The organism is Allotabrizicola aquatica (SeqCode) (assembly GCF_965194375.1).
Taxonomy (GTDB): Bacteria; Pseudomonadota; Alphaproteobacteria; order Rhodobacterales; family Rhodobacteraceae; genus Tabrizicola_A; species Tabrizicola_A aquatica.
Genome location: NZ_CBDAEL010000001.1, coordinates 85,048 through 99,963, shown reverse-complemented (window position 1 = coordinate 99,963; position 14,916 = coordinate 85,048). Strand labels below are relative to the sequence as shown.

Annotated in this window: 12 protein-coding genes; 8 read left to right on the top strand and 4 right to left on the bottom strand. The window is 61.5% G+C overall.

The window, feature by feature from the left end:
- Nucleotide 1: 1 nt before the first annotated feature.
- The gene (gene hrcA / locus AC72UB_RS00465) at nt 2-1,072 is read left to right on the top strand and encodes a heat-inducible transcriptional repressor HrcA (RefSeq protein ID WP_463290809.1); all 1,071 of its coding nucleotides are present in this window, start codon (nt 2-4) and stop codon (nt 1,070-1,072) included.
- Nucleotides 1,073-1,102: 30 nt separating this feature from the next.
- Nucleotides 1,103-1,651 (top strand): nucleotide exchange factor GrpE, encoded by a 549-nt coding sequence (locus AC72UB_RS00460; protein WP_505188042.1) that lies wholly within the window; start codon nt 1,103-1,105, stop codon nt 1,649-1,651.
- 3 nt (nt 1,652-1,654) lie between these two features.
- Here AC72UB_RS00460 and mutS read toward each other — a convergent pair whose 3' ends face one another.
- A complete protein-coding gene (mutS, locus tag AC72UB_RS00455; RefSeq protein ID WP_505188041.1) occupies nt 1,655-4,324 on the bottom strand; it encodes a DNA mismatch repair protein MutS in 2,670 nt (889 codons plus the stop codon).
- Nucleotides 4,325-4,450: 126 nt separating this feature from the next.
- Between mutS and AC72UB_RS00450 the strand changes: the two genes are divergently transcribed.
- Nucleotides 4,451-6,706, top strand: a complete 2,256-nt coding sequence (locus AC72UB_RS00450) for an NADP-dependent malic enzyme (protein WP_505188040.1) — start codon at nt 4,451-4,453, stop codon at nt 6,704-6,706.
- A gap of 42 nt (nt 6,707-6,748) precedes the next feature.
- On the opposite strand, the gene msrA is transcribed toward AC72UB_RS00450, so the two are convergent.
- The gene (gene msrA, locus AC72UB_RS00445) at nt 6,749-7,372 is read right to left on the bottom strand and encodes a peptide-methionine (S)-S-oxide reductase MsrA (protein WP_505188039.1); all 624 of its coding nucleotides are present in this window, start codon (nt 7,370-7,372) and stop codon (nt 6,749-6,751) included.
- A 151-nt stretch (nt 7,373-7,523) separates the two neighbouring features.
- Here msrA and AC72UB_RS00440 point away from each other — a divergent pair, with 151 nt between their 5' ends.
- Both AC72UB_RS00440 and AC72UB_RS00435 read left to right on the top strand, forming a co-directional pair.
- Nucleotides 7,524-8,423 carry a D-amino acid aminotransferase gene (locus AC72UB_RS00440; RefSeq protein ID WP_505188038.1) on the top strand — a complete coding sequence of 300 codons (900 nt, stop codon included), beginning with the start codon at nt 7,524-7,526 and terminating at the stop codon, nt 8,421-8,423.
- Nucleotides 8,420-9,151 (top strand): sulfotransferase-like domain-containing protein, encoded by a 732-nt coding sequence (locus AC72UB_RS00435; RefSeq protein WP_505188037.1) that lies wholly within the window; start codon nt 8,420-8,422, stop codon nt 9,149-9,151. Before AC72UB_RS00440 ends, AC72UB_RS00435 begins: the two co-directional genes overlap by 4 nt.
- Nucleotides 9,152-9,204: 53 nt before the next feature.
- Here the strand turns inward: AC72UB_RS00435 and AC72UB_RS00430 are convergent, their stop codons facing one another.
- A complete protein-coding gene (locus AC72UB_RS00430; RefSeq protein ID WP_505188036.1) occupies nt 9,205-10,437 on the bottom strand; it encodes an argininosuccinate synthase in 1,233 nt (410 codons plus the stop codon).
- 118 nt (nt 10,438-10,555) lie between these two features.
- Between AC72UB_RS00430 and ilvA the strand changes: the two genes are divergently transcribed.
- Entirely contained in the window at nt 10,556-11,803 is a 1,248-nt protein-coding gene (gene ilvA / locus AC72UB_RS00425) for a threonine ammonia-lyase IlvA (protein WP_505188035.1), read from the top strand.
- A gap of 10 nt (nt 11,804-11,813) precedes the next feature.
- Nucleotides 11,814-12,869: a DmpA family aminopeptidase gene (locus tag AC72UB_RS00420; RefSeq protein ID WP_505188034.1), complete on the top strand. Its 1,056-nt coding sequence runs from the start codon at nt 11,814-11,816 to the stop codon at nt 12,867-12,869.
- Between the two features lie 31 nt (nt 12,870-12,900).
- Here the strand turns inward: AC72UB_RS00420 and AC72UB_RS00415 are convergent, their stop codons facing one another.
- On the bottom strand, nt 12,901-13,581 hold the full coding sequence (locus AC72UB_RS00415; protein ID WP_505188033.1) for a type 1 glutamine amidotransferase: 681 nt from the start codon (nt 13,579-13,581) through the stop codon (nt 12,901-12,903).
- Nucleotides 13,582-13,654: 73 nt separating this feature from the next.
- Here AC72UB_RS00415 and AC72UB_RS00410 point away from each other — a divergent pair, with 73 nt between their 5' ends.
- Entirely contained in the window at nt 13,655-14,914 is a 1,260-nt protein-coding gene (locus AC72UB_RS00410; protein ID WP_505188032.1) for a cytochrome P450, read from the top strand.
- The last annotated feature ends 2 nt before the right edge of the window (nt 14,915-14,916 follow it).

The following is a 14,916-nucleotide window of genomic DNA, read 5'->3' as shown; positions in this document are numbered from 1 at the left end:
CATGACCTACAGCGAAAACCTTCTCTCAGAACTCAACGACCGCTCCCGAGAGGTCTTTCGCCGTGTGGTCGAAAGCTATCTCTCCTCGGGCGGCCCCGTCGGTTCGCGCACCTTGACCCGCAGCATGACCGAGCGCCTCTCAGCCGCCACAGTGCGCAACGTGATGCAGGATCTTGAACATCTGGGCCTGCTCGACAGCCCCCACATCTCCGCAGGGCGCATTCCCACACAGCAGGGCCTGCGGCTCTTCGTCGACAGCCTGCTTGAGGTCGGCTCTGTGGCCTCCGAAGACCGCGAAATCATGGATGCCGCTTTGTCCACGGGCGAAAAAGACGTCACAACCCTTCTCGATCAGGTCAGCACAACCCTTTCAGCGATCACCAATGGCGCCAGCCTTGTCCTGTCGCCCAAACAAGATGCGGTCATCAAGCACATCGAGTTCGTCAGCCTCGCCCCCGACCGCGCCCTCGTGGTTCTCGTCTTTGCCAACGGACACGTCGAAAACCGGATGATCGTGCCGCCCACCGGCCAAACCCCGTCCTCGATGCGTGAGGCCGCAAACTTCCTTAACGCCCTGGTCGAAGGCAGAACCCTCGCCGAGCTGCGGCTCAACATCGGTCAAGAAATCACCCAACGCCGTCAGGAGGTTGATTCGCTGGCCCGTGAGCTTGTCGAAAGCGGTCTTGCCGTCTGGCAGCCTCAAGACGACCAACCCGATCGGTTGATCGTGCGCGGCCGCTCGAATCTCCTCAGCGATACGAACGAAGTCCATGACATCGAACGCATTCGCCGCCTTTTCGATGACCTCGAACGCAAGCGTGACATCGCCGAATTCCTAGATCTGACTGAGGGCGGCGAAGGCGTGCGCATTTTTATCGGTTCTGAGAACAAGCTTTTTTCACTTTCGGGTTCCTCTCTGGTCGTCTCTCCCTATATGAACGCTGATCGACAGATCATCGGCGCCGTCGGCGTGATCGGACCGACGCGGCTCAACTATGGCCGCATCGTTCCGATCGTCGATTATACGGCGCAGCTGGTCGGCAAACTCCTGTCAGAACGCGGCAGGGGCTAGCCCAAAGCAGGACAAAGAAGGAAGCAGACCATGGCGCAAGACAATTTGCCCCCCGAAGAGACCAACGCCACCGATCCCGCTGCCAATGACGTTGCAGACTTCATCACCGCAGATGAGCTTGACGCCCTGCGGGCCGAGCGTGATGAGCTGCGCGACCGCTTCATGCGCGCGCTGGCGGATGCTGAAAACTCCCGCAAGCGTGCCGAACGCGATCGGCGCGAGGCTGAACAATACGGCGGCTCCCGCCTTGCCCGCGACCTTCTGCCGGTGTTTGACAACCTCAAGCGCGCGCTTGATGCCGCCAGCGACGAAACCCGCACCAGCGCTTCCGCGCTGATCGAAGGGGTTGAGCTGACTCTGCGCGAGCTGACGAATGTCCTGACAAAACATGGCGTTGCCCCGATTGAACCGGCCATTGGCGACAGCTTTGATCCCCAACAGCACGAAGCGATGTTCGAGGCCCCCCTTCCGGGAACCAAGGCCGGTCAGATTATTCAGGTCATGTCGGTTGGCTTCCTCCTACACGACCGGCTGTTGCGTCCGGCTCAGGTCGGCGTGTCGTCCAACACCGCTGGCTAAGCGTCAGCTTTGCTTTGGGGGGCCAAGGCCCCCTTTTACCATCTCTGCCAGTTCATAAATCAGGGCCAAAGCCTCTTTCGGCGTCAGCTCATCCGGGTGAACCGCCTTCAGCCGCGCTTCGACCTGTGACTCGCGGCTCGCGGCCTTTGCAGGGGCCGATGGCGGGGCGGCCCGGAACAAGGGCAGATCGTCAATCAGCGCCTTCTGCCGCCCCGCGCCCTCCCGCTCCCCCGATTCCAGCGCCTCCAGAACCGAACGGGCCCGGTCAATCACGGCCGGCGGCAGTCCGGCCAGCCGGGCGACCTGAACCCCATAGCTGCGGTCCGCAGCCCCCTTCCTGACCTCGTGCAGAAAGACCAGATCGCCCTCCCACTCCTTCACCGCAACCGTGGCATTCTCCACCCCGTCTAGTTTCGAGGCGAGATTGGTCATCTCATGATAATGCGTTGCAAAGAGAGCGCGACAGCGGTTCGCGCCGTGCAGATGCTCCAGCGTCGCCCAGGCAATCGACAGCCCGTCATAGGTTGCGGTTCCCCGGCCAATCTCGTCCAGAATCACCAGCGCCCGATCGTCCGCTTGGTTCAAGATCGCGGCCGTCTCGACCATCTCCACCATAAAGGTCGACCGGCCCCGGGCAAGATCATCACTCGCCCCCACGCGGCTGAAAAGCTGGCTGACCACCCCGATATGCGCCCGCCGGGCGGGCACAAAGCTCCCTGCCTGCGCCAAAAGCGCGATCAGGGCGTTCTGGCGCAGAAAGGTTGATTTCCCTGCCATGTTCGGCCCGGTCAACAGCCAGATCGCCGGGGTCGTTTCCTCGGTCAAAGCGCAGTCATTGGCCACAAAGGGCCCAGCACCCTGCCGCCGCAAGGCGCGCTCCACCACTGGATGCCGCCCGCCCTGCACCACAAAGGCATGGCTTGCATCCACCTCCGGCTCCACCCAGTCCTCTGCCGCAGCCAGATCGGCCAAGGCGGCGGCCAAATCAATCTCCGCCAAGGCCCGCGCCGCGCCCGAGATCGGGCCGCTCTCTTGCAAAACTGCGACTCTAAACGCCTCATAGTGACGCTTTTCGATCTCGACCGCATGGTTTCCAGCATTCAGAATCCGCGTCTCGATCTCGCTCAAGGGCAAGGTGGTGAACCGCACCTGATTGGCCGTGGTTTGCCGATGAATGAAGGTTTCTGACAGGGGTGGGGCGAACATCTTATCGGCGTGGGTTGTCGTCGTCTCGATGAAATAGCCCAGCACATTGTTGTGCTTGATCTTCAGGCTCTGAATCCCGGTCGCCGCAATATAATCGGCCTGCATTCCGGCAACCACGCCGCGCCCCTCGTCGCGCAACTGCCGCGTCTCATCCAGCTCTGCATCGAAACCTGTTGCGACAAAGCCCCCGTCTCGCACCAGCAGCGGCGGTTCCGCGACCAGCGCCTCCTCCAGAAGCGCGCTCAGCACCTCATGCCCCACAAGCGCCCGCGCCGCTGTCGCGAGGAGCGGCGGCACGCCGACGACGAGCATGTCTGACACCCTGAGCGCGCCAGAAATCCCGGCGCGGATCGCCGTCAAATCGCGCGGCCCACCGCGATCCAAGGCCAATCGTGACAGGGCCCGGTCCATATCCGGCACCCGCCGCAGCTCTGCCCGCAAAGCCTCACGAAGGCTGGGTTGATCCTTCAAAAACCGCACCGCTTCCAGCCGTGCGCTAATCACGCCCAAGTCGCGCGACGGCCCCGACAGCCGCCGCTCCAGCAATCGCGCGCCCGCCGCCGTGACCGTGCGATCCACCGCCGCCAAAAGCGACCCCTCTCGTCCGCCAGACAGCGCCTGCGTGATCTCCAGATTGCGCCGCGTTGCTGCGTCGATCTGCATCAACCCGCCCGGCGCCTCTTTCTGCGGCGCGCGCAAGAGCGGCAGTTTGCCCCTTTGCGTCAGATCCAGATACTCAACCAGCGCCCCCATGGCCGAGATTTCGGCCCGGTCAAAGCTGCCGAAGGCGTCGAGAGATGCGACACCAAACAGCCCACAGAGCCGCTTTTCGGCCGACGTCGAATCCAGACTGCCCCGCGCCAAGGCGGTCACCGCAGCGCCGGACTCTTCGATCAGGGCGTAAAGGTCGCGCTCTCGCGCCTCGCTCACCAAAACCTCACGCGGGGCCAGCCGCGCCAGCTCCGGTGCCAGCCGGACCTGCGGGCAAACCATCACCCGCAACTCCCCGGTCGAGATATCGGCCCAGGCCAGCGCCGCCTCATCCCGAACCTCGGCCCAAGCAGCCAGGTAATTGTGCCGCCGCGCCTCCAGCAGGGAATCCTCAGTCAGCGTTCCGGGCGTGACCAACCGCACCACATCACGCCGGACCACCGACTTCGACCCGCGCTTCTTCGCTTCGGCCGGGTCTTCCATCTGCTCGGCGATCGCCACACGAAAGCCCTTGCGGATCAGGGACAAAAGATACCCCTCAGCCGCATGTACCGGCACGCCGCACATCGCAATCGGTTCCCCCAGATGAAAACCGCGCTTGGTCAGCGCAATGTCCAGCGCCTCAGCGGCGGCCACAGCATCGTCAAAGAACATCTCGTAGAAATCGCCCATCCGGTAGAACAAGAGCGCGCCGGGGTTCTGCGCCTTGATCTCCAGATACTGCGCCATCATCGGCGTGACGGTGTCATCGCTCACGGTGTTCTCCCCTTGGTGGCCACGACCCTACAAAAGCCCAACTGTGGCGAAAAGCCCGAATGCGCCGTCTATGCAGATCGCTCTGCGGGCGCTAAGAGCTTTGGGCGTGCAAAAAGATGGCCTCTGATGACAAAGACCAAGATTACCCCCGAAGAAGCGCTTGCCTATCATCTGGAGCCGCGCCCCGGCAAATATGACGTCGTCGCCTCAACGCCTATGGCCACGCAGCGCGATTTGTCGCTCGCCTATTCCCCTGGCGTCGCCGTTCCGGTGCAGGCCATCGCCGACAATCCGGCCACTGCCTATGACTATACGGTGAAGGGGAATATGGTTGCCGTCATCTCGAACGGGACCGCCATTCTGGGCTTGGGGAACCTTGGGGCGCTCGCGTCCAAACCGGTGATGGAAGGCAAGGCGGTCCTGTTCAAGCGCTTTGCCGACATCAACGCGATTGATATCGAGCTGGATACCGAAGACGCTGATGAGATCATCAAGGCGATCTCTCTGATGGGGCCAACCTTTGGCGGCGTCAACCTTGAGGACATCAAGGCGCCAGAATGCTTCATCATCGAACAGCGCTTGAAGGAAATCATGGACATTCCGGTGTTCCACGATGATCAGCATGGCACAGCGGTGATTTGTGCGGCAGGCTTGATCAACGCCCTCGAAATGACCGGCAAGAAGATTGAGGACTGTAAGATCGTTCTAAACGGGGCAGGGGCTGCGGGCATTGCTTGTCTCGAACTGCTGAAAACCATGGGCGCGCGGCATGACAACTGCATCATGTGTGACACCAAAGGCGTGATCTATCAGGGCCGCACCGAGGGGATGAACCAGTGGAAATCCGCCCACGCCGCGCGTACCGATCACCGCTCTCTGGAAGAGGCGATGGTGGGCGCTGATGTGTTTTTGGGCGTGTCGGTCAAGGGCGCCGTGACGCCCGAGATGGTCGCCTCCATGGCCGACAACCCGGTGATCTTTGCCATGGCCAACCCTGACCCGGAAATCACCCCCGAAGAGGCACATGCCGTCCGCGCCGATGCCATCGTGGCCACCGGGCGCAGTGATTACCCAAATCAGGTCAACAATGTGCTGGGCTTCCCCTATCTGTTCCGGGGCGCCCTCGACATCCACGCCCGCGCCATCAACGACGAGATGAAAATCGCCTGCGCCCGCGCTTTGGCCGCCCTTGCCCGCGAAGATGTGCCGGATGAGGTGGCGATGGCCTATGGCCGCAAGCTTTCGTTCGGGCGCGATTACATCATTCCCACACCCTTTGATCCGCGGCTGATCTACGTCATCCCGCCCGCCGTTGCCAAGGCTGGCATGGATACTGGCGTCGCGCGTCGCCCGATCGTGGACCTGAAAGCCTATGAGCAAACGCTCAAGGCGCGGATGGACCCGACCGCGTCTATCCTTCAAGGCATCCATGCCCGCGCCAAGCAGGCGCAAGCCCGGATGATTTTTGCCGAAGGTGACGACCCCCGCGTGCTGCGCGCCGCCGTGGCCTATCAACGCGCTGGGCTTGGCAAAGCGCTCGTCGTGGGGCGTGATGCGGATGTGAAGGAAAAGCTGGAAATCGCGGGCCTTGGCGACGCGATGCGCGAGTTGGAAATCGTGAACGCGGCCAATTCTCGCCATCTCGATCAGTACAAGGATTTTCTTTACCAACGCCTGCAGCGCAACGGGTTTGATCGCCATGACGTGCACCGCCTTGCCGCGAGGGACCGGCATGTGTTCTCGGCGTTGATGCTGCAACACGGCCATGGTGACGGGCTTATCACCGGGGTCACGCGCAAATCGGCCCATGTCTTAAGCCTGATCAACCATGTTTTCGATGCCAAGGCGTCCGATGGGGCAGTGGGTGTGACGGCGCTTTTGAACAAGGGCCGGATCGTGCTGATCGCCGATACGCTTGTGCATGAATGGCCTGATGAGAATGACTTGGCCACCATCGCCATCAAGGCGGCTGGCGTGGCGCGCAACCTTGGGCTTGAGCCGCGGGTTGCCTTCGTTTCCTTCTCGACCTTTGGATATCCGGTGTCCGAGCGCGCCACCAAGATGCATGTCGCGCCCAAGGTTCTGGATCGGATGGGGGTCGATTTCGAATACGAAGGCGAAATGACCGTCGATGTGGCGCTGAATGCCGATGTGATGGCGCAGTATCCGTTTTGCCGCCTGACCGGGCCCGCCAATATTCTGGTGGTTCCGGCGCGGCACTCAGCTTCGATCTCGGTCAAGTTGATGCAGGAAATGGCGGGCGCCACGGTGATTGGCCCCATTCTGACGGGCGTGACAAAGCCCATTCAGATCTGTTCCACCAATTCGACGGTGAATGACATTCTGAACATGGCCGTCATGGCCGCCTGCAAGGTGGGCTGACATCGGGGCAGGGTGGGCGCGCGGGCGAAGCCGCGCGCCGGATCACTTGGTAAAAGCCTGATCGCCCCAAACTTGCCGAACCCGCGCGTCACGGCCACAGGACTCGCGGTAGAACTTGTAGGCGTTTGACTGCTTTTTCGGCCCGGCGCGCGTCAGGATCAGGTTTGTGCCCTTGTAGTAATCTTGATGGTAGTCCTCGGCGATCCAGAACGTGCCCGCCGCAAGCACCGGCGTCACCACAGCCGCGCCCAGAACCGCCTCGGCCTCTGCAATCGCGGCCTTGGCAGATGCTTCCTGTGCCGCATTGCCCGCGAAAATCGCCGTGCGATAGGCGCTGCCCCGGTCGCAGAATTGCCCGCCATCATCGGTCACATCAACCGAGCGCAGGAATTTGGCGATCAACTCGTCATAGCTGATCTTGGAGGAATCAAAGGTGATCTCGACCGCCTCATAATGACCCTCGTGGTTCTCATAGGTCGGATTGGCCAGATCGCCGCCGGTATAGCCCGAGACAACGTCGATCACCCCGGCAACCGGCTCGAAATCCGACTCAACGCACCAAAAACAGCCGCCCGCGACGATTGCCTTTTCGGTCTTAGCGCTGGCGGCGCTGGCAATGCCCAGCCCGACAAGCGCAACCGCTGCCAAAATCTTCCACCGCTGCATGAGCGCTCTCCTTTGTCATCACGTCCGCCACGGTTGCCGCCTTTGGCCTTTGGCGCAACTCACCCCCGCGTGAGGTCACGCACAGGTGATGCGCCCCCTTGGCCTTTGCGCGCCGTCCCCTTAGCCTGCCGCCAAACATAAGGAGGCTTTGATGACAGACCATGTCTCAACCCATCAGGCAGAAGATGATGCCCGCAATGAGAAAATCCAGATCTGGGTGAATGGCCGTATCGTGCCGAAGGCCGAAGCCATGGTGTCGGTCTATGACTCCGGCTTCATGTTGGGTGATGGCGTCTGGGAAGGCATCCGGCTTTACAATGGCCGTTGGTCCTTTGTGGACGAACATATGGATCGGCTGTTCGAGGCGGCAAAGGCCATTGATCTTGATATCGGCATGACCAAGGAAAGCGTCACTAACGCCTTGTTAGAGACACAAAAAGCCAATGGCATGACCAATGATGCCCATGCCCGGCTGATGGTCACGCGGGGCGTCAAGACCCGGCCTTTCCAGCACCCGAAACTCAGCCAGCGCGGCCCGACCATGGTGATCATCATGGAGCACAGCCGCCAAAAGCTGCCGCGCCCGATCAAGCTGGCGACTGTTCCCCATCTTCGCGGCCTGCCGATGACGCAGGACCCGAAGCTGAACTCGCATTCTAAGCTGAACTGCATCCTTGCCTGCATTGCCGCCGAAAAGGCGGGCGCGGATGAGGCGCTGATGCTGGATGTGCATGGCTTTGTGAACACCACCAACGCCTGCAACTTCTTTATCGTGAAGAAAGGGCAGGTTTGGACCAGCACGGGTGATTATTGCATGAACGGAATCACCCGGCAGAAGGTGATCGACCTGTGCCGCGCCAATGACATCCCGGTCTTTGAGCGGAACTTCTCGCTGGTCGACACCTATTCGGCGGATGAGGCGTTCTTGACAGGCACCTTCGGCGCGCAAACCCCGGTTGGCATGATTGACGGGCGGGTCATTGGCACGGGCCAGATGGGCCCAATGACCGAACGGCTGCGCGGGCTTTACAAGAAACTGGTGGGCGCATGACCCCGGATCCTCAGCGCATTGCCATGTGGTCAGGCCCGCGCAACCTGTCCACTGCCATGATGTATTCCTTTGCGGCGCGGGGCGATTGTCAGGTCTGGGACGAGCCGTTTTACGCCGCCTATCTGCACAAGACTGGCATGGATCACCCGATGCGCGATGAGGTCATTGCAGCTGGTTTGGCTGACCCTCGGGCGGTTGCTGAGGCCTGCCTTGCGCCTCTATACGCCGAACACAGCCTGTTTTACCAAAAGCACATGACCCTGCACATGGTCCCCGAGTTTGACCGGGGATTCATGCGCGGGCTGACCAATGTGTTCCTCATCCGCCATCCGGCGCGGGTGATCGCTAGCTATGCCAAAAAGCGTGAAGCACCAGAATTGGCTGACATTGGCTTTGTCCAGCAGGCGGAACTGTTTGATGAGGTCGCCGATTGGCTGGGCCATGCCCCGCTTGTCATCGACAGCGCCGACATCCGCGCCACCCCGCGTGAAACCCTCTCGCGCCTATGCGCGTCGCTGAACATTCCCTTCACCGACCGCATGTTGCGCTGGCCCGCCGGGCCAAAACCGTTCGACGGGGTCTGGGCGCCGCATTGGTACAATGCGGTTCACGCCTCCACCGGGTTTGATGATCCTGAGGGCGATTTGCCTGCGCTGTCGCCAGAGTTTCAGCGGCTGTGCGACCAAGCCCTGCCGCATTACAAACGGCTGGAACGGCTGAAGCTTTAACGAAAAGGGGCCAGCCAACGGCTGACCCCCCCTCAAAATCGCTGTGGGCGGTCTCAGCCCTTTTTCGCCACCCGCGCATTGCGGCTGGCGATCAGGCGCAGGCGCAGGGCATTCAGGGTGATGAAGCCCTGCGCGTCCTTCTGGTCATAGGCGCCCGCATCTTCCTCGAACGTCACGTGCTTTTCGGAATAAAGCGAATGGTCCGACCAGCGTGCCACGGTACGGGCCGATCCTTTGTAAAGCTTCACGCGCACGGTGCCGGTCACATGTTCCTGCGTCTTGTCGATCAGCGCCTGCAGCGCCTCACGCTCGGGCGAGAACCAGAAACCGTTGTAGATCAATTCGGCATAGCGCGGCATGATCGAATCTTTCAGATGGCCCGCGCCGCTGTCGAGCGTGATCTGCTCAATCCCACGGTGCGCCTCCAGCAGAATGGTGCCGCCGGGGGTTTCATAAAGGCCGCGGCTTTTCATGCCGACAAAGCGGTTTTCCACCAGGTCCAAGAGACCCACCCCATGCTTGCCGCCGATCTCGTTCAATCGGGCCAAGATCGTGGCCGGCGACAAAGCCTCGCCATTGATCGAGACCGCATCGCCGCGTTCAAATCCGATTTCCACATAGTCCGGGGTATCGGGCGCCTGTTCCACCGGGGTGACGCGCTGATAGACAAACTCGGGCGCTTCCTCTGCCGGGTTCTCCAGCACTTTGCCCTCTGACGATGTGTGCAGCAGGTTCGCATCCACCGAGAAGGGCGCTTCGCCGCGCTTGTCCTTGGCGATTGGAATCTGGTTCGCCTCGGCGAATTCCAAGAGCTTGGTGCGCGAGGTCAGGTCCCACAGACGCCAAGGCGCGATGACCTTGATCGCCGGGTCCAGTGCGGCAGCCGAGAGTTCGAACCGCACCTGATCGTTGCCCTTGCCGGTCGCGCCATGGGCCACGGCATCGGCGCCGGTCTCATGCGCAATCCGTACCAGATGATGCGAGATCAGCGGCCGGGCGATCGAGGTGCCCAGAAGATAAAGCCCCTCATACAGCGCATTGGCGCGGAACATCGGGAACACAAAGTCACGCACGAACTCTTCGCGCACGTCGACGATGTGGATGTTCTTTGCCTCAATCCCCATCAACAGCGCCTTTTGGCGCGCCGGTTCCAGCTCCTCGCCCTGACCCAGATCGGCGGTAAAGGTGATGACCTCGCAGCCATATTCGGTCTGCAGCCATTTCAGGATGATCGAGGTGTCCAGACCGCCCGAATAGGCGAGAACGACTTTCTTCGGCTTTTGCATGGGGGCCTCCTAATGCGCGCCCTGCGCTTAGCGGGAAATCCCAAAAAGGGCAAGCCAAGCAAGGCCGAGCGCGCGGGTGGGCCTTGCGCAAAGCCTGCGGCTTCGTCACATCTTGCACATGACCGATTTTGCCGATGCCGCCCGCCAGACCACCCGCGCCTTGCGCGACCTCTTTCCGCGCACGCCGATGCAGCGGAATGACTTTCTGTCGCGCAAATACGGGGCCGAAATCTGGCTCAAGCGCGAGGATCTCTCGCCGGTGCGCAGCTACAAGCTGCGGGGCGCCTACAATGCCATGCGAAAGGTCCGGACCAGCCACCCCGACCAAGGCCATTTCGTCTGCGCCTCGGCGGGCAACCATGCCCAAGGTGTCGCCTTTGCTTGCCGCCATTTCGGCGTGCAGGGCACGATTTTCATGCCGGTGACCACGCCGCAGCAAAAGATCGACAAAACCCGCGCCTTTGGGGCTGACCATGTGCGCATCGTTCTGACGGGCGACTATTTTGACCAAACGCTTGCCGCCTCGCAGCGGTTTTGTGCCGAAGAGGGCGCGCATTTCCTGTCGCCCTTTGACGATGAGGATGTGATCGAAGGTCAGGCCTCGGTTGCGGTTGAGCTGTTGGATCAGCTTGGTCGCTCGCCCGATCTTGTCATTCTTCCCGTGGGCGGCGGCGGGCTGTCATCGGGCGTGACGCGCTATTTGCGCAGCGAGTCGCCGGGCACGGAGTATCGTTTTGTCGAGCCCAAAGGCGGGGCCAGCCTGACGGCCGCCTTGGCCGCGCATGAGCCTGTCACGCTCAAGCGTGTCGACAACTTCGTCGATGGGGCGGCGGTGGCCCGGGTTGGCGACCGGACCTTTGCGGCGCTGTCTTGGGTGAACCCGGCCGAAGTTCTGATCGCCCCCGAAGACCGCATCTGCACCACCATGCTGATGATGCTGAACACCGAAGGCATCGTGCTGGAACCCGCAGGTGCCTTGGCGATTGACGTGCTGGCCGACCTCGCGGGCGAGATTGCGGGCAAGACCGTGGTCTGTGTGAGCTCGGGTGGCAATTTCGATTTCGAACGCCTGCCCGAAGTGAAAGAACGCGCCCAGCGCTATTCTGGCGTGAAGAAGTACTTCATCCTGCGCATGCCGCAGCGTCCCGGTGCGCTGCGGGAGTTTCTGGAAATGCTGGGGCCAGATGACGACATCGCCCGCTTTGAATACCTGAAGAAGTCGGCGCGCAATTTCGGGTCTGTGCTGATCGGGATCGAGACCAAAGAGGCGGCGAATTTTCAAAAGCTGTTCGATCAGCTGGATGCTGCGGCCTTTCAGTATCGCGACATCACGCAGGACGAGATTCTGTCCGAGTTTCTGATCTAAAGGAGACGCAATGCCCCGCGCGCGTGATCTTGGCTTGCCCTTTCCCGGCACCCCCGGCCCGCTCAACGCCATCACTGATGTGGCGGGGGTCAGCGTGGGCTTTTGCACCCTGCAAGACCCCGACCGCCACATGCGCACGGGCGTCACCGCCATTATTCCCCGGATGGATGCAGGCAACCCCGAGCCGGTTCGCGCCGGTCAAGCCACCCTGAATGGCAATGGCGAGATGACCGGGACGCATTGGATCAAGGACGGCGGTTATTTCCTTGGGCCGGTTCTGGTCACCAACACCCATGGCATCGGGGCCTGCCACACGGGTGCTACCCGTTGGATGATTGACCGCTATCCCGACCATTTCCGCAACGGCATCGCATGGGCCATGCCCGTGGTCGCCGAAACCTATGACGGCATCCTGAACGACATCAACGCGATGTTCGTGCAGCCCGAACATGCTGTCGAAGCGCTGAACAGTGCCACATCTGGCCCGGTGGCCGAAGGGGCGGTGGGCGGCGGCACGGGCATGATCGCTTATGAGTTCAAGGCAGGCACTGGCACCGCCTCGCGTCGCGTCACAGTTGGGGGTGAAACCTATACTGTCGGCGTTTTGGTGCAGGCCAATCACGGCAAACGCCCGTGGTTCAACGTGTTGGGCCAACCTGTTGGCCGCCTGATGCCGTTCGAAGGGCTGGTGCCCAAGGAAACCGGGTCGATCATCGTGGTGATCGCCACCGATGCGCCCTTGTCCACCATTTCGCTGACCCACCTTGCCCGTCGCGCGGGCCTTGGCCTTGGTCGCGGTGGCACCCCGGGTGGCAACTCCTCGGGTGACATCTTTTTGGCCTTTTCCACAGCGCCTTTCGGCGCAATGCCCCAGTCCGCGGCCGCCCTGATCCCGCAGGTCGAGCTGAACGCCGAGCTGATTGATCCGGTCTATCTGGCCGCCGTCGAAGCGGTGGAGGAATCGGTGGTCAACGCCATTGTGGCCGGAACCGACACCCCAACCTTCAAGTTCCCCGGCAAGACCATCCCCGGCATCGACCGCGCCGCACTCGCAGCCCTGTTCTAGCGAAGAGTGCCCGGTACGGGCTCGATGAGCGTTAGCGCTGGCCTTCAAAGAACCGGACGATCCGTTCCGCGATTGCGTCACTATCCGCCTTGTTGGTCAATGAATCACGCGCCCGCGCCACCACCTCAGGCGGCAGGTCGCTCGCATATTCCTCCACCAGATCGCTTATGAAACCGTGGCTCATTTCCGGGTGATACTGCGTCGTCATCACCCGCCCCGGAATGGCAAAACTGCCCACCGGGCATTCTGCCGTGCCCCCCAGAACCACCGCGCCCTGCGGCAGCCGCAAGACCTGCTCCAGATGGCTGCCATAAAGACGAATCGGTTGGCCCTCGATCTCTGTCTCAACCAGCCCGAAAACCCAGCCTCCGGGGTTCTTTCCCACCTCTCCACCCAAGGCCATCGCAATGGCCTGATGTCCGAAACAGGCCCCAAAGATCGGCTGCCCCTCGGCCACCAACCGCCGGATCAGCGCGAACAACTGCCCCACCCAAGGGTCAGAATCATGCACCGAAGCCGGGCTTCCCCCGATCAGCCAGCCATCGAATCGCGCATCCTCCGCCGGGAAAACCCCGTCCTTCACCGCAAAGACCGTCACCCGCCAATCCGGCCGCACTGACTGGACCATGGTGGTGAATTTCTCACCGTCCTTGGGGCGGGCTTGGGCAAACTCCGACTCGTCGGTGTTGGTCATCAAGAGCGCGATGTGCATGATCTTCCCGCTTTACATATTTATGAACCTGTTTAGTATATTTTTAAATCGGCATTGCGCAAGGGAAAGCCACATGACCGTCTGGACCCCCACCGACACGGGCCATGCCGATCTTGGCAGCCATGACAGCTTTCTTGCCGGCCCCCCGCACAACACCTTCAAACGCCTGCGCGATGAAGACCCGATGCATTGGTCTGACTGGTCGGGCGGCAAGGGCTATTGGTCGGTCACTCGGCATGAAGACATCCTGTTCCTCAATGGCAAGCCCGATCTTATCTCCTCGGCGCGCGGCATCCGGATGGAGGATCAGACCTATGAGGAATACCTCGCGCGCCGCACCTTTCAGGAAACCGACGCACCCGAACACATGCAGACCCGGATCAAGGTGGCCAAAGCCTTCTCAAAACCGGTGATCGCCCAGTTCGAACCCGTGATCCGCGAACTTTGCGGCCCAATCCTCGATGAAGCGCTGGAAAAGGGCACCTTCGACGCCACCAAGGACATCGCCCGCCAACTGCCAATGCGGATGCTGGGCCGTATCCTTGGCACGCCCGAGGCGGACCTGCCTTGGCTGGTGGAAAAGGGCGATACGCTGATTGCAAACACCGACCCCGACTTCACCCAGCATGTGCTGGACAAGATGACCACGGACGAATTCCGCATGATGCCCTTCAACTCTCCCGCCGGGGCCGAGTTGTTCGTCTATGCCAAAGAGCTTTTGCGCCAAAAGGAAGCCTCGGGCGATACCTCAGGCATCCTGCATCTTATTCTGCAGCCCGGCCCGGATGGCTCGGTCATGCCGGAACATGAGTTTCGCAATTTCTTCTGCCTTCTGGTCGCCGCCGGAAACGACACCACCCGCTATTCCATCGCTGCCGGAATTCAGGCGCTGGCCCACCAACCCGAGCTCTTGGCCCAGATGCAGGCGGGCGGTCCGGTCTGGGACACGGCGGCGGATGAGATCATCCGCTGGGGCAGCGCGACCACCTATTTCCGCCGCACCGCCACCCGCGATTTTGAATTCCACGACCGTCAGGTCAAAGAGGGCGACAAGGTCCTTCTGTGGTGGGCCTCTGGCAACCGCGACGAGCGCGCGTTTGATGACCCCTTCCGCGTCAACCTGTTCCGCACCCCAAACCGCCATGTCTCCTTCGGCCAAGGCGGCCCGCATGTCTGCCTTGGCATGTGGCTCGCGCGGCTCGAAGTGCGGGTGCTGTTCGAAGAGCTTGCCAAACGCATAAAGTCCATCGAACCTGCCGGAGAGCAGAAGTTTCTCAGATCGAATTTCATCGGCGGCATCAAAGAGCTGCCGGTGCGTGTGACACTGCAATAGGC

Bases quoted from the DNA above. Each gene is read 5' to 3' on its own strand.
- ilvA (WP_505188035.1), top strand. From the start codon at position 10,556: ATGACCGATTTTGCCGATGCCGCCCGCCAGACCACCCGCGCCTTGCGC.
- AC72UB_RS00440 (WP_505188038.1), top strand. From the start codon at position 7,524: ATGACAGACCATGTCTCAACCCATCAGGCAGAAGATGATGCCCGCAAT.
- msrA (WP_505188039.1), bottom strand. From the start codon at position 7,372: ATGCAGCGGTGGAAGATTTTGGCAGCGGTTGCGCTTGTCGGGCTGGGC.
- AC72UB_RS00460 (WP_505188042.1), top strand. From the start codon at position 1,103: ATGGCGCAAGACAATTTGCCCCCCGAAGAGACCAACGCCACCGATCCC.
- AC72UB_RS00450 (WP_505188040.1), top strand. From the start codon at position 4,451: ATGACAAAGACCAAGATTACCCCCGAAGAAGCGCTTGCCTATCATCTG.
- AC72UB_RS00410 (WP_505188032.1), top strand. From the start codon at position 13,655: ATGACCGTCTGGACCCCCACCGACACGGGCCATGCCGATCTTGGCAGC.
- AC72UB_RS00430 (WP_505188036.1), bottom strand. From the start codon at position 10,437: ATGCAAAAGCCGAAGAAAGTCGTTCTCGCCTATTCGGGCGGTCTGGAC.
- hrcA (WP_463290809.1), top strand. From the start codon at position 2: ATGACCTACAGCGAAAACCTTCTCTCAGAACTCAACGACCGCTCCCGA.
- AC72UB_RS00435 (WP_505188037.1), top strand. From the start codon at position 8,420: ATGACCCCGGATCCTCAGCGCATTGCCATGTGGTCAGGCCCGCGCAAC.
- AC72UB_RS00420 (WP_505188034.1), top strand. From the start codon at position 11,814: ATGCCCCGCGCGCGTGATCTTGGCTTGCCCTTTCCCGGCACCCCCGGC.
- AC72UB_RS00415 (WP_505188033.1), bottom strand. From the start codon at position 13,581: ATGCACATCGCGCTCTTGATGACCAACACCGACGAGTCGGAGTTTGCC.